Here is a 24656-nt window from a genome sequence, read left to right on the forward strand (position 1 = left end):
GTTTATATGAATCTAGTAAATGGGAGGGTATGTATGGCTAACCAGATACGTATGAAATGGATTTATGTTTTATTGATTGTGGTTCTGATTTTTTCAAATGTTGCTCCGGTAACTGTAGTTGCTGCTGGAGAAACGGGCGCAGCGGATGAACTAATTATATCAGAGTATGTCGAAGGTAGCTCTCAAAATAAGGCAATTGAAATTTATAATGGTACAGGTGCTGATGTAAATCTCGCAAGCTATCAATTAAAGTTGTACAGTAATGGAAAAACTGAGCCGAGCAACACAGAAAATTTGGAAGGAACGTTAAGCCATGGCGATGTTCTTGTACTTGCTCATGGTCAAGCAAATGATACTATTAAGCAAGTAGCCGATAGTACTTCGGCAGTTGTCAATTTTAATGGGAACGATGCAATTGCTTTAGAAAAGAACGGTGAAATAATCGATTTGTTCGGTGCAATAGGGGACGAGTCAGATTTTGCTAAGGACAAGACGTTAGTTAGAAATACAAATGTGACTACACCAACTTCAACCTATAACGCTAGCCAATGGACCGATTATGGCAAGGACATATTTACTTATTTAGGAAGCCATACGATGGATGGGAATGATGAGAATAATCCTGGTGAACCGACGGATCCAGACCCCAATCCAGAACCAGATCCCGAAACCCACACGATTGGCGAAGCAAGACAATTAGCAGATGGTTCTGAAGTCGTTGTGGAAGGAATTGTTACGGCTAATTCTGAAGCATTAAGCAATGGCAACCAGTTTTCTACATATATCCAAGATGAAACAGCTGGAATAAATTTATTTAAGTATGAACAAGGTGATTTACCCGAAGTTCAAAAAGGAGATCGTGTCAAAGTAACAGGGACGATGGATTCTTATAATGGCTTAAAAGAAATTGTGCCAGCTTCGATTGAAATACTTGAACGAGGACAAGCCCTACCAGAAGTACAGCAGATAACATTGGAAGATTTGCAAAATAAAGAGGTAGCGGAGTCCTACGAAGGTGAGCTTGTACGTGTAAATGGCTATATTAATTCCATTCCTAGTTCTCCCGCTGGCGGCGGATACAATGTAACGTTTATCGATCAAGACTATAACTCCGCATTATTACGAATGATGGAAAATGCTGTTGATATTAGTCAAGTTGAAGAGAAGCAATGGTACGATATTACCGGAATTGTTAGTCAATACAATGATCATCAGCTGTTGCCTACTGAACAGGCTGATTTACAAGTAGCTGAGGAGCAGCCAGACCCTCCTTCAGCTGCAGGGGAATATGAAACCGCCGTGGAAAAAATAACCGATGGGGATACTATTCGAATTGCTGATCCCGTGTTTGGAAGTAATCGTGTTCGGTTTGTAAATATGGATACTCCAGAAACATATGCAGCAAAAAATAAAGCTCCAGAACGTCAAGCGATTAATGAAAATCAAAAATATCATGGTGATGAAGCGACAGCACATATCGGAACGTATATTCAGCCAGGCGATAAAATTACTGTCAAAGTTGGAGAACAGCCGACAGATAATTATGGACGTCTGCTAGCAGAAGTTATTACAGCTGACGGGAAGAATGTTAATCTCGAAATGGTACGTGATGGCTATGCTGTATCCTATTTCATTGCACCTATTGACGAAGAGGCATACCCGAAATATCAGCAAGCCGTTAAAGAAGCAAAAGATCAAGGGTTAGGTATTTGGGGTGCGGATAATCCGCTGATGGAATTACCGTTTGCATTTCGTGCGAATGATGATCAAAAAGGCTTCTTGCGCTTTGTCGGTAATTCAGATACAAAAGAATACGTCATTCCAGATGATTGGGCAGACGTACCTGTAGAAAAGCGCGTGTTTTTCTCAAGCCCAGAGGAAGCAGAATCCTATGGTTATCAGCCAGCAGGTGAAGGAAATCCTGTAGAAGATAACTTGCTTGTGCAATTTTTAAGCATGAATGATCTACACGGGAAAATTGATCAACAATACGATTTAGATCCAGATGGAGACGGCGTATTTGATACGTATGGTCGCATGGATTTTGTTGCATCAGCTTTAAAGGAAAGAGAGCAGGACAACCCAAATACATTTATCGTGCATGCTGGTGATATGATCGGTGGAAGCTCACCAATTTCTGGATTGCTTCAGGATGAGCCAACAGTGGAAATTCTTGAAGAAATTGGCTTTGATGTCGGTACGGTTGGGAACCATGAGTTTGACGAAGGTACGGAAGAATTTATGCGTATGCTAAATGGGGGAGAACATCCAGAAGGAAAAGGTACAGAGGGTTATGATGGGATGAATTTCCCGCAGCTTTGTGCAAATTGTGTTGACAAGGAAACGGGTGATACGATTCTACCTCCATATCACATCGAAGAAGTTGATGGTGAAAAGATTGGTTTTGTAGGGGTAAACACGCAAACATCTGCTAATATGGTAATATCTGAGGGGATCGCGGATATTAAATTTACCGATGAAACAGCAGCTGTCAATAATGCAGTAGCCGAGCTACAGCAACAAGGCGTTGAAGCAATTGTTGTATTAGCACATATTCCTGCCGATCAAGCAGGCGATGGTGCAACTGGAGAAGCGGCTGATTTAGCAAGAGAAGTTGATGACGCGGTCGATATCATTTTTGCTGCCCATAATCACCAAGTAGTAGATCGTATCGTTGACGATAAATTAATCGTTCAAGCGTCTGAATATGGCAAAGCTTTTGCTGATGTAGATGTGGAAATTGATCGCACGACTGGCGATATTGTTAAAAAAGATGCTGACGTAGTATTTGTGACGCAAAGCGACTACGAAGCAGATCCTGCTGTCAGTGATATTCTAGCGAAATATGAAAACCAAATTGCTCCAATTATGAATGAAGTAGTTGGGTATAATGCAACTGATTTAACGGGCGATTACACCAATGAAGGTGATCACGGGTTAGGAAATCTAATTGCGGATGGAATGAATTCGATCATGGATAGTGATTTCGCGATGATGAATGGTGGCGGTATTCGCGATGATTTGTTAGCTGGAAAAGTAACCTGGGGAGACTTGTATAATATTCAACCATTTGGAAACACATTAATGACCTTTGAAATTAAAGGGAAAGACCTGGCGCCGATTATTAATGCACAACTGTCACCAATATACGGACCAGACTATAGCATTAGTGGTTTCCACTACACATGGAATCCTGAGACGAATCAAGTAGTAGATGTTACGTATCCAGATGGTACACCAATTGAGGCGGATAAGGTGTTCACCTTAACTGTAAATAATTATATGGGTACTTCGAAAAATCCGAAGCACAGCCCAATTAGTGAACTTGGTAAAAATCCAGTTATGGGACCATCTGATCTTGATGCAACGGTTGAATTTGTCAAAAGCTTAAATACAACGGAGAATAATCCGTTCCTATTTGAAGCTGAAGGCAGAATTTCTGTTGCCAAAGATGAAGAGCCACCACTAAACCCTGGAGGCGGTACAGGGAACCCAGGAACTGGTAATGGTGAAGGTCCAGGAAATAGTGGAAACGATGGCGATAACGGAAACAATGGTAACAACGACAATAACAACACCGGCGATAACAACGGCAATAACGGCAACAATAACGGCAACAATAACAATAACAGCAATATGAATCATGATGGTGGTGCTACACCAGGAAAGGATAACGATGACCGTGACAATGGAAACAACGCTGGTAACGGTTCGTCAAGTAACAACGCAAATGGCACTTTAATTGGGAATACTGATCATAACGTATCAGAAACACCAGGAAGTAAAAATGACGATAGAAGCATATTGCCAAATACGGCAACAAACATATATAATTTGTTATTCGCTGGTGTAGCTCTCATTGTTCTCGGTGTAGCATTGTATATGAGAAAACGATTTAGAGCAAAAAAAGCAAGCTAAATACCAATCGAAAAAGGGGCACATGAAACGCATGAAGCCCCTTTTTCTAATGAGATAAGAAAGTATAAAACATGTTATTATGCTCTTTCCAACATGCGCTCAAGTGCAAGACGAGCACGGGAAGCAGTTTCTGTATCTACAGTAATTTGATTAATCGGTGATCCTTGCTGAATTTTTTCTAAAGACCAGAGCAGGTGTGGTAGATCAATTCGATTCATTGTTAAACATGGACACATATATGGGTTTAGCGAAATAATATGCTTATCAGGATGTTGGTTCATTATTCGTTGGACGAGATTCATCTCCGTTCCAATCGCCCAAGAGGTTCCTGTCTTTGCCTGTTCAATCGTTTCAATAATATATTTGGTGCTGCCATTATAATCAGCAGCATCCACCACTTCCTTCTTGCACTCGGGATGGACAATAATAGTCATGTTGGGGTGTTCTTTTCGTACGTAGTCCACATTATTTAGAGTGAAGTTTTCATGCACGGAGCAATGCCCCTTCCATAAAATTACTTTTATTTTCTGTACATCTCCAGTAAAAACGAGCTCATCTTGGATTGGATCCCATATTGCCATTTCTGTTTCATCAATACCAAGATCAGAAGCAGTGTTCCTCCCTAAATGCTGATCTGGCAAAAATAAAATCCGTTCTTTTTGTGTAAATGCCCATTCCACCATCTTGTGTGCATTCGATGAAGTAACAGTAGCACCCCCATGTTCACCGACAAATGCTTTAATTGCCGCTGTCGAATTTACATATGTCAACGGTAGAATAGAATCATCAAATTGTTGCCTGAGCTTTTCCCAAGCGCGTTCAGTTTGATAGATGTCAGCCATATCTGCTAGAGAACAACCTGCTCTCATATCAGGTAAGAGCACCATTTGCTCATTATTTGTTAACATATCGGCGGTCTCCGCCATAAAATGAACCCCGCAAAATACAATGTAAGCTGCTTCTTTATTTTGTGCAGATACTTGGGCAAGCTGAAGAGAGTCGCCAACAGCGTCAGCAAATTGAATGACTTCGTCTTTTTGATAATGATGTCCGGGAATGAATAAGGCATTGCCTAAATCAAGCTTTATTTGTTTAACCCGATCCTCCATTTCTTGCTTCGATAAGGCTAGATATTCTTTCGGAATGGATGTGGATGGTTGGGTTAACTCTTTAAGCAGATCCATATATAAAACTCCTTTTTAATAAGATAAGAAACTATAAAATGAGGTGCTTATGGATAACGAAATAACCGAAGCCACGTCCGGCTGCAGCGCCCAGCAACTAGGCGACTTTAGAAATGCGCCCTACGATAAGTCATCATCGGTTCGTTACCTCACCGTGATTCCTAAATCTTTAGTTGATTCGTTCCATTCGCTACGTTGCTAAACGGGCGCCCTGCGCCTTTGTTCCACTATAGGAAAGAAAACGTTAGTATATAGAGGGAGTATAAGATTTTTTTGGTTTATAGTATAAGAAAAACAAAGGCTTCCGCCATAAGACTTGGCGACAAGCCAAGTTTTTCTAATGACTTTAAGTAATATTAGGTTCACATATAGACAGAAGCGCTTATATCTAATGACGGTGCTGCATGTGTTAAATAACCTAATGAGATAAAATCAACCCCACTTTTTGCATAATTCAGTAATTGCTCCAACTGGATACCGCCAGAAGCCTCAGTGATTATCGTTTTTGGAACATGGTGAATCCAATTCCTAATCATTTCTGGAGAGCAATTATCAAACATAATAATATCGACTTCATTGGCAATCGCCTCTAATAATTGATCTTCTGATTCAATTTCAACTTCTATTTTCACTGTATGACCAAGCCTGGACTTTATCCTTTGTACGGCATTTGTAATTGAGCCAGAAAAGGCAATATGATTATCCTTAATCATCACTGCGTCAGATAAACCGTATCGATGATTATATCCGCCTCCACATCGTACCGCCTGTTTTTCCAACATACGTAATCCAGGTGTCGTTTTTCTAGTATCACAAATTTTTACGTCTGTTTCATTCACCATTTGTACAGCTTTTGAGGTTAATGTAGCAATTCCGCTCATTCGTTGGAGCAGATTTAAGATCACCCTTTCCGCTTGTAATAGATTGATGATCGATCCTGATGCAGTAGCAATTACGTCACCAACTCCTAGATGGTCTCCGTTTTCTTTATTTCTAATAAGCTGAATAGGAGCATGGATAATTTGAAAACCCAAATCTATAATTTCAGCACCGCAAAAAATCCCTGGTTCTTTAGCATGAAATGTGATGGTTCCTTGCATATGTGTATCGAACAAATTTTGGCTCGTCATATCGCCATGTCCAATATCTTCTAAATAGAATTGATTAAGCATGGTGTTTAATTGTATAAGGTTGATCATAGGTTACCTCCATTCTATTCGTCGATTTAAAATGAACGATCCGTTTTTGTAGCCAATACTCGTTATCTTTATTGGGAAAATCGGAGCGAATATGGCAACCTCTTGTTTCTGTACGGTGTAATGCTGCATCTGTTATCAGGCGAGCAGCAATCCACATAAAATATACTTGAATCGTGGAACGATCGCTTTGTTCGATTTGTTTAAAGGGATCAATTTGATAAGCGTCTAGCCATCTTAATTGTTTAGATAAACAATCATGATCACGAATAATTCCAACTGCTTGCATCATAGATTGCTGTAGTTCTTGTTTGGTAAATGGTAGTTTAGTAAGTTGTTCTCGATGTTGTTTCTTTGGTGTGAAATCAATCGTTTGCAAATTGTCATGTTGTTGGACGATGTAGGCTGCTAAACGTTTTCCATAAACAAGCCCCTCCAATAAAGAGTTGCTGGCAAGACGATTTGCACCGTGAACACCACTTGCTGCAACTTCACCAATAGCATATAAGCCTTTCACTGAGGTAGCGCCCCAATCGTCAATAACGACACCTCCGATCATAAAGTGTGCTCCAGGGACGACAGGAATTTTTCCTTTTTGAATGGAAACACCATGTTGTTTGCACATGTTAGTTATTGCAGGAAATCTGGAGCTGAAATCTTTTACTGGTGTAATGTCTAAATATACTTTTCTTCCTGCTTTGATTTGCTGAAATATTTCATGTGCAACGATGTGCCTAGGGGCTAAATCACCTAACGGATGAACATGCACCATGAATTGTTCATTTAAATCATTTTTTAAGGTCGCGCCCGCCCCACGAACGGCTTCAGAAACAAGTCCTATACTTCTTCCATTTATATGGAGGAGGGTTGGATGAAATTGGAAAAATTCCATGTCACTAAGTTTTGCTCCTACTCGATAAGCAAGTGCTACACCATCGCCTGCAACAGACCAAGTATTAGACGTGCTTGCATATAGTTCACCAGCTCCGCCGGTTGCGAGAACGACGTGTGGAGCGACATAAGTATGACATGATCCATCTATGTCTTTCGTTATAACGCCAATACATCTTTCTGCTTTGTTTTGCAATAAATCGATTACCATTTTGTTTTCCAGCCATTGGACACGCTTTGACAAATACAACTGGCGGAGAAGAAACTCTGTCATATATTTTCCAGTTTGATCTCCCCCACAGTGGGTAATGCGTGCTTTACTGTGGGCTCCTTCTAAGCCTAAGGCGATATTGCCATCTGAATGCATATCAAATGGAGCAACTCGAATCCAATCCTTAATGATTTGCCTTCCTTCCGTGACTAATGTGTGAATGGCTGCGGCATGTCCATGTTCATCTGCAGCAGTAATAGTGTCCATGTAATGATCATAGAGGCTATCGGTTGCGGAAATAGCAGCAGCAATCCCTCCTTGAGCTCGATAAGAATTGCTATCTTTTATATAACCTTTTGTGATTATCATCACATTAAACTGTTCTTTAAGTTGGCAGGCAAGTTGTAATGCAGCAATCCCACTGCCAATAATTATTATGTCTGTTCCTTTCACTGTGAACTCACCTTTTTTACATATGTCTTGACACATATCATTACATATTATTAAGCTAAATACAAGTGTTATATCATTATTTTTTATAGGCTATAAAAATCAGTTAAAAATAAAAAGCAAGTTTGGACAAAAAAGTTGTTAAAAATAAGTGCTTTAAAGAGGGGGAAGAAGGGGAAATGTTGTCTGAAAAATATAATAAAGTATAAAACGCTAGGCTCTAAGTATAAGAAAAACTACAGCTTTCACTAAAAGATTGCGACAAGCCAAGTTTTTCTAAGAGTAGGTAAGAAATATGAATCGGGTTGACGGAAAGGGGATGAAAATAAAGTGATATATCTTGATTATGCCGCTACAACGCCAATAGATGAAGAAGTATTAGTCATCTATCAGCAGGTGGCTGCAAATTATTGGGGAAATACAAGTAGCCTACACCATATAGGAGGAGAAGCAAAACAAGTACTGGAAAACAGTCGTAAAAGTTTAGCGTCATTATTACATGTTCCGCCAAGAGGGATTTATTTTACCTCAGGTGGCACAGAATCCAACCAGCTTGCAATTGTATCACTTGCACTCAGTCAGTCGTATAAAGGCAAGCATATTATAACTTCACAAGCAGAACATTCTTCTGTTTTTTCAGCTTTATCGTATCTGGAAAACAGTGGGTTTGAGGTTACGAAGGTACCGTATACGAAAGATGGACAAGTAGATCTGCTTCAGTTAGAAAAAGCAATTCGTTCTGATACAATTATGACAACGATTGGATATGTTAACTCAGAAATTGGCTCTATTCAACCACTTGAGAAAATTCGCCAGCTATTGCACGCAGAAATAATTTTTCATACTGATGCTGTCCAAGCCTTTGGTAAAGTTGATCTGTCAAATCTGCATAAGGTCGTCGACAGCTTTTCCATCTCATCACATAAATTATATGGTCCGAAAGGTGTAGGAGCAGTTTATATTCAACCTAGATGTGCTGTTAAAGGTATATTTCCTTTACAAACTCATGAACACGGGATTCGTGGCGGAACGGTTAACGCTCCTGGTATTGCGGCTTTTGTTGCCGCGGCATTAAAGTACGTTGGAGAAGAATGGGAGAGAGCAATTAAATTAAGGCGGCTGTTCTTAGCAGAGTTAAGGAGAGAGCTAAAGTCGCAGCAACAAGTAATTGAATCATCTGTATCACAGTTACCTCATATTGTTGGTCTTACATTTCCTAATTATGAAGGTCAATTAATTATGTTAGAATGTAGTCGAAAAGGCTTTTGCATATCAACTGGAACTGCCTGTGGGCAAGCATCAGCGACAGCAGGAAAAACAATGGTAGCGATGGGATATTCAGAGGAGAGACAAAAGGAGTTTATTCGAATTTCGTTCGGCAAAGATACGAGCGAAAATGATATTGTTCAATTAGTACAAGTATTGAAGGAAATTGTTGGATTAAATAAGGAAATAGGTGATGAAGATTGCGAGAAAAGAAAAAAGTGTTCGGTGAAGAACGAAGGGATTTAATTTTAAGTCTATTAAAAAATGCCAATACCCCAATTACTGGCGGGGAACTGGCAAAAAGGACCAATGTTAGCCGTCAAGTTATTGTTAATGATGTAACTTTGCTAAAAGCGAGGAAGGAACCAATTATTGCTACGAGCCAAGGATATATATATTTGTCTCCCAGGGCCGATGGTAGCGTAGAAAAGACGATTGCCTGTCAGCATACACCTGATGAAGCAGAAGCGGAATTAACGATCCTTGTCGACTATGGAATAACGGTAAAGGATGTAACGATAGAGCATCTCGTTTATGGCGATTTGACAGCTTCCATTATGGTATCGAATCGAAAGGAAGTAGAGCAATTTATTCACAAAATCACATCCACTGGTGCAGCATATTTGTCTGAACTTACAGGTGGCGTCCATTTGCATACATTGCTTGCCGATAAAGAAGAACAACTAAATGAAGCAGAAATAGCTTTAAAGCAAGCGGGATTCTTGATGGAGACAAACGAAACATGAAATAATTAACATAGTTTAATTCTATTTAATGGAAGGGGATGTCAGAATTGATTGGCATCGAGAGCTCCTATTAAATTAATTGGAAGAATGCTATTTGTAGATTTAATATAAAGTTTGATCATAATAAACCTGAATGATTCATAGAAATAACGTTATAACTTATGAATGCTTATACACTAAAGAATGAAGTCAAGAAAGCTGGCGTTCGATTTTATCAAAAGAGGGGAACGATGAAAACTATATCAAAGAAGCTAAAAATGGTTTTTATTTTGACCGTACGAGCAACCATTCTTTTGAAATGAACATGCAAGAATGATGCTGAACCTATTAGCGTATAACTTAACAAACTGGTTCCGCACGCTTTGTTTTCCAGATGAACAATAGAATATGCAAATGCATACGATACGCACCAAGATCATTAAAGTCGCTAGGAGATTGGTTAAATCGGGTAGATCTTTGTACTTTAAACTATCGTCTAGTTTTGTGTACCAATCTTTTTTCTGGAAGATACTACAACGAGTCCTAACCCTACAATTAGAATAGAATAATTTAGCTAGCAAAGGAAAAGCACGAAGACTCCTTGAAAATGAACAACACATTTTCTTCGTGCGATGTTTCGCTGACGTAGTCTTCCTCCCGTGGGAAAGCACAGTGGGAAGCGCCCGCAGAAAAAGCGAACTTCTTTTTCGAGGAGGCTGAGCGCAATCCCGCGGGAAGCATATTGTTTTTCCGAAGCGGTTTCATTAGAATTTGGTAAAGAGTCATTATTTCTCCATTATTTTAAAAAAAATACTGGAAAGGCCAAGGGGTTAGTACGCCCAAAAACAGAGTTTTTTAAGGACTGGAGTCATCCATGGAGAAAAAATTGCATGTCTTCTATTTTTTAGACCTATTATTGATTCATATCATTACTTTTTAATTTTTTCTCCGGTCATTTTAGAGGTATGAATAATTCAGGTTTAAGTATTTTTTTAATTGTCAGTAAATTGAAGTCGCATAAAATACCTGAAATAATCAATTCGTTCAGTTGAGAATTGTTATCAATTATTGTATATTAGATAGTAACGATACATATGATTGAATAAGGAGAATATATAATGCAAATATACTGGACTAAAATAAATAAGATTATTGAAGAAACGCCTGAGGTTAAAACGTACCTGCTCGACTGTCCGGAAGACTTCACATGGGAAGAAGGTTCCCACACCCACTTCGCACTAAAAGGTTTTAATGCTGGAGATAAACCAAACCGTAGCCTGATTCGCCACATGTCAATCTCCACTTTACCGCACGAAAATTCAATCGGTATCACAACACGCATCAGAGAGCAGTGCTCTGAGTTTAAAACAATTTTAAGAAATCTTGAGGTCGGCAATGAAGTTGCAATATTTAAAACTCATTCGAATGTACCACTAAAAAGAGAAGACAAAAATGTTTGCCTACTGTCATCAGGCGTCGGTCTGGCAACTTTCAGACCGCTTGTACTTGATTATTTCGAACGTTCTGACAACGTAAATCAAATACATTCTCTGAACATCGATTCGTCAAAAGATTTTTTATTCACTAATATTTTTGAATCTGTACCTGACAAGAAGTTCACATCACAATTCGTCGATAACCGTAAAGATTACTATGAAGAAGTGAAAAATCTTGCTGTAGACAAGGATGGACTCTTCTATGTTGTCGGCAGCGACGAATTCCTCGTGCAGAACATTGAAGTACTGCGTGGGCAGGGCATCAAGCCGAAACAGATTATGCTCGACAAGCATAAACAAGAACTGCCTGAGTTTTTATCATTTGATTTGTCAATTTAAGACGTGACAAAAAATTTTTCTTGGTAAATACTAAATAGATGCTCCATTAACGAGAGCGATTGTTGAGGATCACAGGCAATAAATAATCAAACTTTATTATTATAACTGTATAGAGTTTCACGGGAAACGAACCTGTTTTGATAAATCTATTTTCAAAACAGGTTCATTTAATTATAACTTAACATATTGGTTTTTAAGGATTTTTTGAGCAAACTTTATTTAAAGCTACACTGTTCACAAGAAGTTAGGACGTAGGCAATAAGAACAAGAAAAACATCCCACATTTGCTAAACGCTTTCCTCATCATAGACAAATACATGTGATAGAAATGGAAGCAGAGTACAATGCTTGAACAGGAAGATATGCGAAGAGAAAGATTCATGCTTGAGGCATATTTTTATTTAAGCATACAAAAGGGGGAGTACCGTAACTAATGTCACTGCACTCCCCTTATTGTGATGGAGTCAAGGGGGATCGAACCCCTGACCTCTACGCTGCCAGCGTAGCGCTCTCCCAGCTGAGCTATGACCCCGTATAGACACAAATCTTATTATAAGTAACTATGTACATTATTTCAAGTGTTATGTATAGGGAAAACGATTAAAATATAAATAGATGACTATTTTTTGAACTTTAACTATTTCCAAAGACTATTTTAGAATAAATAGTTACGTTTCTATTAAAAATAATAAACATGGCTAAACCAAGCGTGAATCAAAGGGAACACGATTGTCATTTGGTTATAAATAATTAGTTTTCATTGTGAAAATATCACAATTTTTCGAAGTTTGACGTTTGAAATACAGAGGAGTACCATAAGTACAACAAAAAGTATAATTATCAGTTTATTCTGAAGGAGTTTGAATTATGTCAACACATAGTAAAGAAGAAATTGTACAGAGCGTCCCCCAGACAGGTTTTTTTGGACATCCGAGAGGTCTATTTACACTTTTCTTCACAGAATTTTGGGAACGTTTCTCCTACTATGGAATGCGTGCGCTTTTACTTTATTATATGTATACCGAAGTTGCTAGTGGCGGCTTGGGTATCGCCAATGATACGGCTAAATCCATTATGGCAATTTATGGATCACTCGTGTATATGTCAGGAATTATCGGCGGGTGGATTGCCGATCGATTATTAGGAACGCAACAGACAGTATTTTACGGTGGCGTACTGATTATGGCTGGTCATATTGTGTTAGCACTACCTGCAGGAGTAACAGGATTGTTTTTATCCATGTTTTTAATTGTTATGGGTACTGGTTTGTTAAAGCCAAATGTATCCAGTGTCGTTGGGGATCTTTACCGTTTATCAGATGTAAGAAGAGATTCAGCATTTAGCATATTTTACATGGGAATTAATATGGGGGCACTTATTGCACCGTTAATCGTTGGTACGTTAGGACAAGAATATAATTATCATTTAGGCTTTGGTGTAGCGGCAGTAGGTATGTTATTAGGTTTGATCGTTTTTGTAATTACTAAAAAACAATACCTTGGTTTAGCAGGAACTTATGTACCGAATCCACTTGCCAAAGAAGAAAAGAAAAAAGTATTTGGTAGAATCACTACAGGTATTGTTATTATCATTTTATTAGGTGCTATCACTATGCAAACAGGATTGTTAACCATTAATCGATTTACTTATCTTGTTAGTATATTAGGTATTATAATACCTACGCTTTATTTTATCGTTATGTATCGTAGTCCAAAAACAAATGCAGACGAAAAATCAAGATTGCTTGCCTACATTCCTTTGTTCATCGCTGCCATTATGTTTTGGGCGATACAGGAGCAGGGCTCTATTATTTTAGCAGAGTATGCGGACAAACGGACACAATTAGAATTTCTTGGTATAGATCTAAAATCGTCTTGGTTTCAGTCGCTAAATCCATTATTTATCGTCGCTTTGGCTCCAGTATTTGCCGGGCTATGGATGAAATTAGGTGAACGGCAACCATCAACGTCGAAAAAGTTTTCTCTCGGCTTGTTCTTTGCTGGCTTATCCTTTTTAGTTATGATTATCCCAGCTTCGATCAATGGAACGGATAGCTTAGTAAGCCCTATATGGCTTGTACTTAGCTTTTTACTCGTTGTTATTGGAGAACTATGCTTGTCTCCTGTAGGTTTATCCGCAACAACAAAGCTTGCTCCAGTAGCATTTTCTGCGCAAACAATGAGTCTTTGGTTTTTATCCAATGCTTCAGCACAGGCCATTAATGCGCAAATTGTGAAGCTTTATAAACCAGCAACAGAAATAATATATTTTGGCGTCATTGGAACAATTGCTATTTTTCTAGGTTTAGCATTATTCCTGTTATCACCAATAATTCAACGTTTCATGAAAGGTATTCGTTAATCCTTGTTATGTTGGTACGGGTTACATGTAGTGCTATACTAGTACTAGTTATTGTATCCACATGTAACCGGGGATATGCCCTCCATCTAACGCTGAAGACATTATTAAGAGTAAATCAGAAATAACGTTATTAAAACAATTTTATTTTAAAGTACTTTCGAAATTCATCTCCCTCTTCAAGCGTGTGAAGGGCGTAGCCCAACGGTAAGGGGGAGATGAATTTCGGTTGGGCGACAGCCCAAAGGCTTTTTCTTTTCCCTTTTTGTTCAACATAGTATAATCAGTTTGATAAAGTATAAGGGGTGATATAACAATGGAATTGGACAGTAATAATCATTCAGTGTTCTCGATGTATTACCATCTCGTGTTAGTCGTGAAGTATCGAAGAAAAGTAATAAATGATACCATTTCAGACTATGCCAAAGATAAATTTGTGTCATTGAGTGAAAAATATAATATCACATTAGTCGAATGAAACCATGATATTGACCATATTCATATTTTGTTCAAAGCACACCCCAACAGTGAATTATAAATTCATCAATACCTATAAAAGTGCCAGTTCAAGGCTTATTAAGAAGGATTTTCCCCATGTTCGTAAAAAGTTATGGAAAGAAATGTTTTGGTCAAGAAGCTTTTGTTTGTTGACAACGGGCGGTTCACCTATGGAAGTGGTAAAAAAATATATTGAAAATCAAGGGATAAAGTGAGGTGATTTGATATGGCTAAACAAAATAAAGCGTACAAGTTTAGGTTGTATCCAACAGATGAACAGGCTTTGATTATACGCAAAACTTTCGGATGTGTTCGTTTAGTCTACAACAAGATGTTAGCTGAACGTAAAGGGACTTATGAATTATCGAAAGATGATAAAGATGCCTTAAAAAAGGTGAAGCACCCTACACCCGCCAAGTACAAAAAAGAGTATGAATGGCTAAAGGAAGTAGATTCATTAGCGTTAGCGAACGCACAACTAAACTTGGATAGGGCGTATAAAGCATTCTTCAAAGGGATGGCCAAGTTCCCAAAATTCAAAAGTAAACGACACAAGCAAAGCTACACAACAAATGTCGTAAACGGTAATATTCAATTGTTGGATGGTCATATCAAATTACCCAAATTAAAAATGGTCAAAATCAAGCAACATCGAGAAATTCCTTCAGAGTACAACATCAAATCTTGTACCCTGTCTATGACTGCATCAGGAAAATACTATATTTCTATTCTTACAGAATACGAGAAGGAGATTGATCACAAGGAAATTGAAAGCGTTGTCGGATTAGATTTTGCGATGGATGGACTATTTGTCGACAGTGAGGGTGAGAAAGCCAATTACCCTAAGTTTTATCGACAAATGCTTGAAAAATTAGCTAAAGAACAACGTAAACTTTCTCGTAAAAAGAAAGGGTCTTCGAACTGGAATAAACAACGCATTCATGTAGCTAAAATTCAAGAAAAAGTCGCCAATCAACGCAAGAATTTTCTTCACCATAAATCAAAGAAATTAGCGACTAGTTATGATGCCGTTGTGATTGAGGATTTGGACATGAAAGGGATGTCACAAGCCCTAAAGTTTGGCAAAAGTGTTGCTGATAATGGTTGGGGAATGTTCACCTCTTTCTTACAATACAAACTAAAAGAACAAGGGAAACAACTTATCAAAATTGACAAATGGTTTCCATCCACCAAAACCTGTTCAAATTGTGGTTCGGTAAAAGAAGTCAGGTTATCTGAACGTACCTACCAATGTACTTGCGGTCTAAGTCTCCATAGAGATTATAATTCAGCACTCAATATCAAAAAAGAAGGCATTCGCCTATTATCAAGTGCCGCCTAATAAAAATATAAACTTTTGGAACAAGAGGGTTAGCTTGGTCAACTTCGTCAGCTACCAAAAGTGGCGATTACCCAAGAAGCCCCCACTTCAAGCAACCCGTAAGGGTGGTAAGTGGTGGGAGTAGTTCACAGTGTATTTCTTGAATGTTTGTTCTGTCATTTTTTAAGAGGCTGGGACATAACGAAAGCGGCTGATTAAAAACGAACCATAAATCGCCAATTGTGTATACGCAAGTTTTAGCGTAGTCAAAATAGGTAGACTCCTGCGGGAACAGCGCGAGCTGAAGATCCCACAGAAAAGCGGTTTTTGCCTTCCTAGGAAGCTGAAGAGACCTGCGGAAAGCGAAGTATTTTGACATAACGGTAATAAAAATTTTTTAATGTTAGAAAAACTTGGCTTGTCGCCAAGTCTTATGGCGGAAGCCTTTGTTTTTCTTATACTATAAACCAAAAAAACCTTATACTTTCCTATAGTGCAAATAAGCCGAATAATTATAAATGGATTGTTCGGCTTTTGCTATATAGTATTTGCTTATGTCCCAGCCTCTTTACTCTTCTGTTTGCGCTAGACAAACTAATTTCCAGTTTTTTATTTCTTAGGTTGAATAAATTTTAAACATGGAGGTTTCTTGATCGATAGACTTCGCGATTTCAAATGCTTCTTGCTGGCTTTTATTATTATTTACCATCTCATACATAAATCTGATGATAAACATTAAGTTAGAATTACCATCTATATAATCATCAGGGCCTAGATAAGAATGACATCCACTTTTAAGGAAGGCTTTTCCCAATGATTCTCTACCCAACGTACAACCTGCTGCAATAACTCTTATGCCTTCCAGTTTTGCAAATCGTAGTACATCTTGAGCGTCAAAAAACTTCCCGCTTGGCTCATCAGGTTCATAGATTTCCTCAGCTAATTCGTTTATACAAAATCTGCCTTCATCACCATGGAAGTTTAATATTAAATAATCTATTTTATCTTCGCGATCTTTACCCGATAATATATTTACAAGATCATTTGGTCTTCCTAACCAATGCATAGTAACCCTTACCCCAAAGTATTCAAGAGTTGATCGTAATGCATAGGATTCCATAGCGCAATCAGGCCCCACAGCTAAACTTACATATAATTCAGGTTTACTCATTTCTATAACCCCATTATAAATTTTTATTTATTATATACTTTTTTAGTTTAAAATTCTGCTTTTAAGAGTTTTTGACTTGGCCTTCATAAAAACAATCTCTTAGTTAATCAATGTAGGCTTATTAACACATGCTTGTCAAGCGTCAGTATTTTGAAGGTTTAATGGGTAACATCTTATTAAAGGAATGGGTACCTACATTTACCCCCCAAATTTTTCAGTATTTTATAAGTGTAGCCCTCTATTCTCGAAATAGGAATAGTATGTTTTCCATTTGTGATATTCATTACGTAGCGGGAGAGGGAACCTTATGCTGTGAAATTTTATTCTGTTTATCCCGTATATAATGTACTGTACGACTCCCACTTCAAGAGTGGGATAATTGTCTAAGTGGGAGATAACAGCACTTAAATACCCAATTTCGTAAGATGCCTTTAGGTCATACCATTACAGTACTAACAAGCCGTGGGGATGAATGAAAACCCCCACGGATGGAAGATTCAGTTTTTGTGAAGCAGTATTTTCCAAAGTCGTTTTTCTACCCCGTTCTTTACATTCATGAAATAATTGCGATATATTGTTGGTAATTAAAAAATTGTAGATTCGTAAAGGAGTGAAGTATCGGTGAAAAAACAAGATGTAAAAATTGCCAATCGGGAAGCATGGATAGGCCTAGGTTTAGTTGTGTTTAATTTTGTGTGGTGGTTTGCTTTCGCTTACGGATTAGGAAATAAACAGCCTGATCAATATACATATATTTTGGGGTTGCCGGCATGGTTTTTTTATAGTTGTGTGCTTGGATTTATTGTTATGGCAATTCTCGTTACAATCGTTGTGAAAAAGTTTTTCGTAGCTATTTCATTTGATGAGGAGAAGGACGCAGAATGAATTGGGAATCACTTGTACCATTAATTGTAATTTTAATCATTATTTTTGGAGTGGGAATTTGGGCAGGAGGATATTTAAAGGCATCGACAAATTTTGCTCAGGATTATTTTTTAGGTGGTAGAAGCCTTGGTGGATTTGTGCTTGCGATGACAATGACGGCAACGTACGGAAGTGCAAGCAGTTTTATAGGTGGACCTGGAACAGCATATAATGAAGGGCTCGGCTGGGTGCTGCTTGCTATGTCACAAGTCGCTACAGGCTATTTCGTTTTAATGGTGTTAGGGAAAAAATTTGCTGTCATAACGAGAAAGTACAAAGCGTTGACAATGGTCGATTTTCTAAAAGAGCGTTATCAGTCCAAATGGGTGGTTATTTTTTCGGCAGTTAGCATTATTGTTTTTTTATTTTCCGCGATGGCTGCTCAATGGATTGGGGGAGCGAGACTAATTGAATCGTTGATGGGGATTAATTATACGAGTGCATTGTTCATTTTTGCTGTAGCTGTGTTAATTTATGTTACAGTAGGCGGTTTTCGAGCTGTCGCTCTTACAGATGCGATTCAAGGTAGTATCATGTTTGGTGGTACACTTATCCTGCTTATTGCGGTCATTATAGCAGGTGGGGGAGTACCAGCAATTATAGCTGATTTAAGTGCTGAAAATCCGAATTTGATTACCCCTTATGGTTCCGAAGGGCAATTAACACCTGCTTACGTTTCCTCTTTTTGGATCCTTGTTGGAGTCGGGGTTGTTGCTTTACCGCAAATAGCGGTACGAGCGATGTCTTATAAAAATTCTCAATCGATGCACCGTGCCATTATCATTGGAACAATTGTCGTTGGATTTATTATGCTGAATATGCATTTAATTGGTGTATTTGCAAGACCAATATTACCTGGTATTGAAGTCGGGGATAAGGTGATGCCTTTAATTGCCTTAGAAGTAATGCCAAATTGGCTGGCGGGAATTGTGCTGGCAGCGCCTATGGCGGCCATTATGTCGACAGTAGATTCGTTATTATTGTTAGTTAGTTCAACAATAGTTAAGGATGTCTACTTAAATTACGTAAAACCAGACGCTTCACAACAGACAATTAAACGAATTAGCATTGGTATTACTGCATTGCTCGGCGTGATTATATTTTTGATGGCTTTAAACCCGCCTGATTTGATCATTTGGTTAAATCTGTTTGCCTTTGGTGGATTAGAGGCAGCATTCATCTGGCCGATCGTATTGGGATTATATTGGGAAAAAGGGAATAAATACGGTGCGCTTGCTTCCATGATTGCTGGAGTCGGGCTGTATATTTTATCAGACACCTTTTTTCCACAGCCGTTTGGTATCCATTCGGTCGTCATGCCAGTTGTCATTTCATTTTTCGTTTATGTTGTAGTGAGCCTACTTACACAAAAGCAGGTAGCAAAATTACACGTATAAAGTGAATCTTCAATCAGTGGAGGGTTTACTCATCTCCCACTGATTGAAGTAGAGCGTTCTTGAAAATTATGCGTGACACACCTTTCGCGGTTGAACACTTACAGGTCCAATGAATGGGGAATTTAGGTATCGTTAACCCCGCTATGCACCTACTCTGGTTCCCGAAGTGGGATCGTACTGCACACCTAATATTCGGGATAGTTATGTTGGTGAAAGCTTAGGCAGCTTTCATAATACGTGTTTTTAACAATGCCTAATTGCAAAAGTTTCCCCTAGATAGAAATGATGAATGTGCATATAATCCGCTCCGGAAACATACTTCGCGCACTTTAGGACGATTGTGAAGTTCCTAGTGCTAATGTACTGCGGGATTTCACTGATGTTTTCCCTCCCGCAGAAGTTTACAAGTATTTTCAGAGCATCACTCGTCTGGAGTTAATAGCATCATTTGTCCTAGACTCTTCTGCATGGACTTAAGTTCAAGTCTTTATTTTTTCGGCAAATTGGTAAAAGGCATCTAATGCCGCAGCGTTGTGTAATGAACCTTTATTAACAATTTGCTCCATTTGTTTCCCTTGTAATATTTTCTTCACTGGAATTTCCAGTTTCTTACCGTTTAACGTTCTTGGCAAATCTGGAACTTCGTAAATGCCAGTAGGAACGTGTCGAGGGGAGCAGTGTGCTCGAATATGCTGGTTAATCTGTTGTTTTAAATCGTCTGTTAACTGACAACCGTCCTTCATCACAACAAACAATGGAACAAAGGAATCACTATTTGGTTGCGGAATATCGACAATTAAGCTGTCCGCAATTTCGGGGATATGGTCCACAGCTCGATAAATTTCGCTTGTGCCAATGCGCACACCACCTCGATTAATCGTTGCATCTGAGCGTCCGTAAATGACGCATGTTTTTCGTTTAGTTATTTTTAAGTAATCTCCATGCCGCCATATACCCGGGAAAACATTAAAATAGCTTTCCTTTAAACGGGAGCCGTCCGGGTCATTCCAAAAATAAATCGGCATAGATGGGAAAGGTTCCGTTAATACAAGTTCACCAACCTCTTCTATCACCGGTTTCCCATTGTCATTAAAAGATTCGATTTTAGCTCCTAAGCCACGGCATTGCAATTCTCCAGCATAGACTGGCAAAGTTGGGACTCCTAAAATAAATGCAGTACATACGTCTGTTCCTCCACTGGCAGAAGCGATCCATAAATCTTTTTTCACATTTTCATAACACCATAAAAAACCTTCTGGTGGAAGCGGAGATCCGGTTGAGCTGATATTTTTTAACTGACTCAAGTCATAATTCTCATACGGTTTTATATTATCCTTCATGCAAGAAGTAATGTAACTCGCACTTGTTCCGAATACAGTCATTTTCGTTTCTTCTGCTAACTGCCACAATCTACCTTTAGAAGGATAAGCAGGATTTCCGTCATACAAAATGATGGTACTTCCTGTTAGTAGCCCTCCAATAAGGAAATTCCACATCATCCATCCTGTTGTCGTAAACCAGAAGAAACGATCACCTTCTCCGAGATCGACATGAAACGTTAGTGCTTTTAAATGCTCCAATAAGATACCGCCTTGACTCTGAACAATGGGTTTTGGTTTTCCTGTTGTTCCAGAAGAGAAGAGTACCCATAGGGGATCGTTAAAAGCGACATACGTAAAGCTTAATGGACGAACAGGGGCTTCTTTAATTGTTTGCTCCCAATGAATAACATGCTGTAAAGAAGCGAAAGTTGCTTGTTCTTCTAAATAGGAAATCGCAATGGTTGCTTCTAATGTTGGTAAACTGGATTGAATCTCAGCTGCTACATCTGTTCTGTCAAAAGCTTTACCGCCGTATACGTAGCCATCAATGGTAAAAAACAATTTTGGTTCTATTTGCTGAAAGCGATCAATGACACTTTGTGTACCGAAATCAGGAGAAGCACTAGACCAGATTGCCCCAACACTTGCAGTGGCTAGAAACGCAACGACTGCCTCATAAATATTCGGCAAATAAGCGACGACGCGGTCTCCTTTCTGAATGCCGAGACGTTTTAATACTTGTTGCATAGCCGCTGTATCTTGATAGAGCTGCCTCCATGATACTGTCTTTATTTTTCTACTTTCCGATGTGTGAATGATGGCGGGTTGGTTGGAAGTCGCACGGTTTCGAAAGATATGTTCCGTATAGTTTACCGTTGCTTCTGGAAACCATTTTGCCCCTGGCATATGATGGGAGGATAAAATAGTTTGATAGCCTTCTTCTGCCTGAAGGTCAAAATAATCCCAAATACTAGCCCAAAATGCCTCTATTTCATGAACCGACCAATCCCATAAAGCATGGTAATCTTGGAAATGCATGTTTTTATGTTCACCTAGCCATTTGATATAGCTGTTAATTTTAGCGGTTGTTTTTCTTTCTTCACTTGGCTCCCAAAGCAATATCCCTTCCTCTACTTGCTTCATTTTACCCCTCCTTATTATCAGATGATTCCTTCTTTTCATTATATGGAAACGGTTTCTTTATGTAAAGGATAGCTGTAAATGAATAAGTCTCCGACAAATCGTATTTCATTCGTTGGAGACTTATTTTGGGCTTCATGCGGTAGGGTGTTCTTATTTCCTTAGACAATGCATAGAGTTTACATTCATGATTCTTTTTACACTCCGCTAAATTACTATTTTGTAGCACATTGCGGCAGGCTAGTAGGATAACTGGATGTTATTCGTTTGCTAATACATCACAAAAGGCTTTCATATAAGCTGGCAGATCAGGTGGTCTGCGGCTTGAAATAAGATGTCCATCGACAACGACGGGGTCGTCTATCCAAGTTGCCCCAGCATTTTTCATATCATCTTTTATTCCTGGCGTACTGGTCACTTTTTTACCTGTTAAGATTTTAGCGGAGATTAATACCCAGCCCGCATGACAAATTTGACCAATCGGTTTTCTATGTTCATCCATTTCCTGAACTAGTTTAATGACTCCGGCATAACGGCGAAGCTTATCCGGAGCCCAACCACCTGGAACTAAAATAGCATCGTATTCAGCAGCATTCACATCAGAAAACGCGTAGTCAGATGTTGCTGGTACCCCATACTTGCCTTGATACGTCTTCTTAGCTTCATCCCCTACCAAATGAACGACAGCACCATCTTGTTGCAGACGAAGGACTGGGTACCAAAGTTCCAAGTCTTCAAATTCATTCTCTACAAGTGCAATAACCTTTTTATCCTTTAATGGCATTGTATCCCTCCATGTTTTCGTATAATACGATTGTATCAAATTGTTTCTTTCATAGGGAAGATGGAAGCACTATGAATAAATTCAAAACGAGGAAAATTGCTACAGTCATCACTGGGATCTTTCCGTATTCCCAGTTTTTTACTGTATAGGAAACTATAAAATGAGGAGCTTGGGGATAACGAAATAACCGAATAGCCACGTCCGGATCCATCGTCCAGCAACGATGCGACTTCACTGAATCACCCTACGATAAGGCCTCATCAGTTCGCCACTAAGAGGAAGGCCGACTAAAAACACGCTTACCGCCCAGAAGTCGGCATACCCCTGTTTGGTGGCATGATTCCTTTATCTCATTTGATTTGCTCCGTTGCTAAACGGGCACCCCGCGTCTTTGTTCATATGCTTGTTCTGCTCTTTTCAGTAGCAGATAAAGTCCTACTAATAAGAAGTTGCATAGTAATAACTTCTGGTAGAAGATTTCGTTAAGCATCCTACATTGGCAATATGAAGCTAAGGGCTATTGAGGAGCTATTATTTATCCCGCATATAAGGTGCTGTAAGTCTCCCGCTTCAGGAGTTGGATAATCTTTACTGCAACAAGTCTAAGTGGGAGATAGCAGCACCTAAATACCCAATTCGTTTAGAGACCTTTAGGTCATACCATTACGGTACTAACAAGCCGTGGTGGATGAATAAAAAACCCCACTGATTGAAGATTCACATGATTAATCTTTCTTTAAGTACATGAGGAGAAAAGTATATTGTGCTGTATATAAATAGGCTTATCCCCAAAAGCCATGGAAGCCATTGGGGCAGCCCTATTTAACTGTTTGTAGCTACATTTACTACTATATTATTCCACCATTCTCTGGCGGTGGAAAAGTGAATGATGGAGGAGTTGCTGGGGTTTCGCAGCGATTAGGATTAGCATCACAAAAGTTCCCCTCAGCATCTTTAATCACTGGACGAGTTACTGTAATAGTTGTGCGTAATACAATCTTAAATAAAATACCTTCAACAAGAGTAACCCCAGCAACGTCTACAACTGGTACCCCTGGTTGACTGAAGGTTCCTTCTATTTCAAGCGGTGTTTCTTGTAAAATATCCTGTGGACAAGCGCCTGGGAAATCGGTATGCTCTTGGAATGGGAGAGTCGTATTTACAACAGCAGGCAAAGCGACGCCGGCAATTGTTATCGTAATTGTTGCAGGTATAAGGCCAATATTTACTACTTTATCCTTGATTACTCTAGCATTTTGTGTTATTCCAGCTAAATTTGGCACAACGCTGATAGAAACAATATCTTCTAGAACAGTTAAACCAGTAAATAGTGTAATAGGGAGCGTTGTCTCTGCCACCTTTTGAACGGATTTAGTACCTACCAGGGAATTAACTAGAAAACAATCACTGTTTAACTTAGTTGCTTTAGGTTGTGGCTTCCTGAAATTACAGTCGCAGGTTGCATCGTGTTTACAGCAGGAATGATGTTTTGGTGGCTTGCGCTTTTTTACGTGATTGCCGCCAACCATTACAACACTATTGAAACATTTTTTAGAGGACATTACATCCTCCCCCCTTTCTCGAATTCTGTTCGAAAATAAAATATTATTTTCAAGATTATACTATTAGCCAAATGCGCTTTGTGATTGGACTTTTTGATTATTAAGTCATTTCCCTAGCATACATACGGTTAATAGGGCTTATGTAAATAGGTAGATGTACTTGAATCTATTTTATGGTGCAGGATGGAAAAAAACTCATTCTCATCTATAGCAGTAATATGGGAGTTTGGGAAAAGCGTAGCTGTAGGAATTGATTTGCTTAGGTGATGGCTGAAATTTTGCTTTTATAATCTAGCTGTAGAGGGTGGAATTGATTTTAAAAGCAGCTCCATCTTTTAAAAGAATTGATTTTTCGGAAGGAAATGAAAAAAATAGGCAGCTGATATATTCGTAATCTGACCTCGCTGTATAAAAGTGGAGAATCCATGTCGAAATATACAGAAAGAGGCTTTTAATTGGAAATAGAAGTATTGTCTAGCCGCTTTATAGATAAATGCTATCTA

The 24656-nt window shown here is 38.8% G+C and carries 15 protein-coding genes, 1 tRNA gene and 2 pseudogenes; 10 read left to right on the top strand and 8 right to left on the bottom strand.

Annotated features, from left to right (window positions below; genetic code table 11):
• Nucleotides 1–33: 33 nt before the first annotated feature.
• Nucleotides 34–3918 (top strand): 5'-nucleotidase C-terminal domain-containing protein, encoded by a 3885-nt coding sequence (locus tag BKP57_RS14230; protein ID WP_072741789.1) that lies wholly within the window; start codon nt 34–36, stop codon nt 3916–3918.
• A 77-nt stretch (nt 3919–3995) separates the two neighbouring features.
• Here BKP57_RS14230 and nadA read toward each other — a convergent pair whose 3' ends face one another.
• The 3 genes from nadA to nadB all read right to left on the bottom strand — a co-directional run bounded on the left by nadA (nt 3996) and on the right by nadB (nt 7853).
• The gene (nadA, locus tag BKP57_RS14235) at nt 3996–5102 is read right to left on the bottom strand and encodes a quinolinate synthase NadA (protein WP_050351441.1); all 1107 of its coding nucleotides are present in this window, start codon (nt 5100–5102) and stop codon (nt 3996–3998) included.
• Between the two features lie 362 nt (nt 5103–5464).
• A complete protein-coding gene (gene nadC, locus BKP57_RS14240; protein ID WP_050353437.1) occupies nt 5465–6298 on the bottom strand; it encodes a carboxylating nicotinate-nucleotide diphosphorylase in 834 nt (277 codons plus the stop codon).
• Complete coding sequence (gene nadB, locus BKP57_RS14245) at nt 6267–7853, bottom strand: L-aspartate oxidase (protein ID WP_232231173.1); 1587 nt, start codon at nt 7851–7853, stop codon at nt 6267–6269. The genes nadC and nadB overlap by 32 nt, the downstream gene beginning before the upstream one ends.
• A gap of 327 nt (nt 7854–8180) precedes the next feature.
• On the opposite strand from nadB, the gene BKP57_RS14250 reads away from it, so the two are divergent.
• The 4 genes and pseudogenes from BKP57_RS14250 (at nt 8181) to BKP57_RS14265 (ending at nt 11676) form a co-directional block, all read left to right on the top strand.
• Nucleotides 8181–9362 carry an IscS subfamily cysteine desulfurase gene (locus BKP57_RS14250; RefSeq protein ID WP_072741791.1) on the top strand — a complete coding sequence of 394 codons (1182 nt, stop codon included), beginning with the start codon at nt 8181–8183 and terminating at the stop codon, nt 9360–9362.
• Entirely contained in the window at nt 9317–9862 is a 546-nt protein-coding gene (locus tag BKP57_RS14255) for a transcription repressor NadR (protein ID WP_072741792.1), read from the top strand. Before BKP57_RS14250 ends, BKP57_RS14255 begins: the two co-directional genes overlap by 46 nt.
• Nucleotides 9863–10065: 203 nt before the next feature.
• Nucleotides 10066–10405 (top strand): annotated as a pseudogene (locus BKP57_RS14260) (transposase); the annotation flags it as partial.
• Nucleotides 10406–10959: 554 nt separating this feature from the next.
• A complete protein-coding gene (locus BKP57_RS14265) occupies nt 10960–11676 on the top strand; it encodes a ferredoxin reductase domain-containing protein (protein WP_072741793.1) in 717 nt (238 codons plus the stop codon).
• A 459-nt stretch (nt 11677–12135) separates the two neighbouring features.
• On the opposite strand, the gene BKP57_RS14270 is transcribed toward BKP57_RS14265, so the two are convergent.
• Nucleotides 12136–12208 (bottom strand) — tRNA-Ala (locus BKP57_RS14270).
• Nucleotides 12209–12543: 335 nt separating this feature from the next.
• Here BKP57_RS14270 and BKP57_RS14275 point away from each other — a divergent pair.
• From BKP57_RS14275 to BKP57_RS14285, 3 genes and pseudogenes are all read left to right on the top strand, one after another.
• Complete coding sequence (locus BKP57_RS14275; protein ID WP_050351436.1) at nt 12544–14037, top strand: peptide MFS transporter; 1494 nt, start codon at nt 12544–12546, stop codon at nt 14035–14037.
• Between the two features lie 313 nt (nt 14038–14350).
• Nucleotides 14351–14747 (top strand): annotated as a pseudogene (gene tnpA, locus BKP57_RS14280) (IS200/IS605 family transposase).
• 11 nt (nt 14748–14758) lie between these two features.
• A complete protein-coding gene (locus BKP57_RS14285; protein WP_072741794.1) occupies nt 14759–15874 on the top strand; it encodes an RNA-guided endonuclease TnpB family protein in 1116 nt (371 codons plus the stop codon).
• A 595-nt stretch (nt 15875–16469) separates the two neighbouring features.
• On the opposite strand, the gene BKP57_RS14290 is transcribed toward BKP57_RS14285, so the two are convergent.
• The gene (locus BKP57_RS14290; RefSeq protein ID WP_072741795.1) at nt 16470–17024 is read right to left on the bottom strand and encodes a delta-aminolevulinic acid dehydratase; all 555 of its coding nucleotides are present in this window, start codon (nt 17022–17024) and stop codon (nt 16470–16472) included.
• 621 nt (nt 17025–17645) lie between these two features.
• On the opposite strand from BKP57_RS14290, the gene BKP57_RS14295 reads away from it, so the two are divergent.
• Together BKP57_RS14295 and panF are read left to right on the top strand one after the other, a co-directional pair.
• Nucleotides 17646–17909, top strand: coding sequence for a YhdT family protein (locus BKP57_RS14295; protein ID WP_050351433.1), 264 nt, complete (start codon nt 17646–17648; stop codon nt 17907–17909).
• Nucleotides 17906–19345, top strand: a complete 1440-nt coding sequence (gene panF, locus BKP57_RS14300) for a sodium/pantothenate symporter (RefSeq protein WP_050351432.1) — start codon at nt 17906–17908, stop codon at nt 19343–19345. Before BKP57_RS14295 ends, panF begins: the two co-directional genes overlap by 4 nt.
• A gap of 479 nt (nt 19346–19824) precedes the next feature.
• Here the strand turns inward: panF and BKP57_RS14305 are convergent, their stop codons facing one another.
• The 3 genes from BKP57_RS14305 to BKP57_RS14315 all read right to left on the bottom strand — a co-directional run bounded on the left by BKP57_RS14305 (nt 19825) and on the right by BKP57_RS14315 (nt 24153).
• A complete protein-coding gene (locus BKP57_RS14305) occupies nt 19825–21810 on the bottom strand; it encodes an acetoacetate--CoA ligase (RefSeq protein ID WP_072741796.1) in 1986 nt (661 codons plus the stop codon).
• Between the two features lie 256 nt (nt 21811–22066).
• Nucleotides 22067–22591 (bottom strand): type 1 glutamine amidotransferase domain-containing protein, encoded by a 525-nt coding sequence (locus BKP57_RS14310; RefSeq protein ID WP_072741797.1) that lies wholly within the window; start codon nt 22589–22591, stop codon nt 22067–22069.
• 848 nt (nt 22592–23439) lie between these two features.
• Nucleotides 23440–24153: a hypothetical protein gene (locus BKP57_RS14315; RefSeq protein WP_050351429.1), complete on the bottom strand. Its 714-nt coding sequence runs from the start codon at nt 24151–24153 to the stop codon at nt 23440–23442.
• Nucleotides 24154–24656 lie beyond the last annotated feature (503 nt).

This window comes from Virgibacillus sp. 6R (genome assembly GCF_001895305.1).
Taxonomy (GTDB): Bacteria; Bacillota; Bacilli; order Bacillales; family Amphibacillaceae; genus Virgibacillus; species Virgibacillus pantothenticus.